General features: G+C 69.1%; 2 protein-coding genes. Both read right to left on the reverse strand.

Annotated features, from left to right (window positions below; translation table 11 throughout):
• The coding region (locus NS355_RS17640) for a TolC family protein (RefSeq protein WP_167345495.1) at positions 1–776 on the reverse strand (776 nt) is incomplete at its 3' end.
• The coding region (locus NS355_RS17645; protein ID WP_153008285.1) for an FtsX-like permease family protein at positions 769–2,200 on the reverse strand (1,432 nt) is incomplete at its 5' end. The genes NS355_RS17640 and NS355_RS17645, both read right to left, overlap by 8 nt.

A 2,200-nucleotide genomic window follows, 5' to 3' on the forward strand; every position in this document is an offset into this window, starting at 1 on the left:
CGCGCGGTGGCGGCGTCCACCCGACGCTGCTGAGCAAGGAGCAGCGGATTGCTTGCTTCCGCCGCCGTGCGTGCATCGGCCAGCGTGCGGGGCAAGGCGGCGGGCGGCGCGATCGTCGGGTCCAGCATCCCTGCGTCGCGCCCTACGATGGCCCGATACGCTGCCGCTGCGGTCGCCGCCGCTCCCTCGGCATCGACCAGGTTGGAGACGACGCTGGCCCGCTGCGCCTCCAACTGCGCGACGTCGGTGCGGGTCGCCTGCCCCAGGCCGTAGCGGGACCTGGCCTCCGCCACCTGGCTGTCGAGCCGCGCGATCCCGACCCGCGCGACCTCGACCGCCTGCTGGGTGTAGAGAAGATCGGCATAGGCACCGACGACCCGCTCGAGCACATCGGCCTCGACATCGCGCAAGGCTTCGCCCCCCGCCGCGACATCACCCTTCGCCGCGCGCACGGCCGACGACACCCGACCGCCGGTCCAGATCGGCAGGGTCGCGTTGACACCGCCCAGCGCCGAGGTCGTCCCCGTCCGCGTACCGCTGCCGTCATAGCCCAGCCGGTCATAGCCCGCATTGCCCGTTGCCCCTGCCGTCGGCCGCCCGGCGACGCGCGCCTGATTCGGCGTTTCGGCCAGCGCCTCCTGCCGGGCGCGCGCGGCGGCGAGTTCGGGATTGCCCTCCCACGCCGCCGCCATCGCCTCCCGCAACGTCTCGGCCGAGGCGGGGGTGGCCGCAGACAGGGCCGCCCCCATCAGCCACCACGCTCCGCGCTTAGTCATGGCGCAGCGCCCAGGCCGGGGCTGCACGGCTGGCCTTGAGCGACTGACCCAGCACGGTCAGCACCGCGATGCTCAGCGCCAGTGCCGTGGCCGCCGCGAAATAGAGCGGCGACAGCGACACCCGGTCGTCGAACCCCGCCAGCCAAGTCCGCATCGCGACATAGGCCAGCGGCCAGGCGACCAGATTGGCAATCAGCACGGGCCGCAGGAACTGCCCGACCAGCAAGCGGACGATATCGGTGGCCGACGCGCCAAGCGTCTTGCGGATACCGATTTCTTTCACCCGCCGCTGCGTGTTGAACGACGCCAGACCCCAGAGCCCGACGCAGCCGATCAGGACAGCCAGCCCGGCGCCGATCCCGAACAGACGGGTAGCACGATCGTCGGCCTTGTAATATTCCTCCATGTTCTGGTTCGCGGTCTTCGCGTCGAAGGGCACCTGAGGCGCGGTCTGGCGCCAGATACCGCGTAGCGCCGCGATCGTCTCACCCGGATCGCCCTCGACGCGCAGGGTCGTGCGCGGGATCGTCGAGAAGCGCGAATGATAATAATACATGGTCGGATTGACGGAATCGCGTGGCGAAAAGAAGCGGGCATTCTCCACGACGCCGATGATCGTGCGGGGATTGGCCCGCCCGACCGTCTTGCCGATCGCGGCCTCCGGACTGTCGAAGCCGAGGGCCTCGGCCCCCTTGCGGTTGACGACGACATTGGGAACTACCCGCGTAGCATCGTCGGCATTGCGCGCATCATCCGCGCGATGTGCATCGTCGGGCAGCCGGCCCGCGATCAGCTTGATCCCAAAGGTCGGAAAGAAATTTGGCGACGTGATGATCGCTTGCAGGCTGGGACCGGGCTCGGGCTTTCCGGGCACGGCATAGCTGTCGCTGTTGAAGCTGCTGGCCCCTGGTGAGGAGTCGGACGTCGTGATCGACCGTACTCCCGGCAAGGCTGCGGCCCTCGCCATGAATGCGGTCAATTGCGGTTCGGTCACCGCGCCGTCGCTGGTTGAATTGACGATCACCAGCCCATCGCGGCCAAATCCGACATCGGTGTTACGGACATGGCGGGTCTGCGCGATCAATACGACCGTGCCGATCATGAAGGCGATGGCGAGCGCAAACTGGAACACCACCAGCATCTCGCGCACCCGCGCCCCGGCCCGGCCGCCGCCCGGCGACCGGGACGAGGCCAGCACCGCCGCCGCTGGAAAGCGCGACAGCAACAGCGCCGGATACAGACCCGCAAGCCCTCCGACGACCAACGCCAGCAGTGCCAGGCTGGGCAGCACTACGGCATAATCGAGCGACAGCGTCAGTCCCCCGGCGGCGTTGATCATCGGCAGGCCGAGTTCGGCGAGGATCAGGCCGCCCAGCGCCGCGAGCAGCGCGACAAGCAGCGCCTCCCCCAGAAACTGCCGGACC

This window comes from Sphingomonas yabuuchiae, from assembly GCF_001477495.1.
Taxonomy (GTDB): Bacteria; Pseudomonadota; Alphaproteobacteria; order Sphingomonadales; family Sphingomonadaceae; genus Sphingomonas; species Sphingomonas yabuuchiae_A.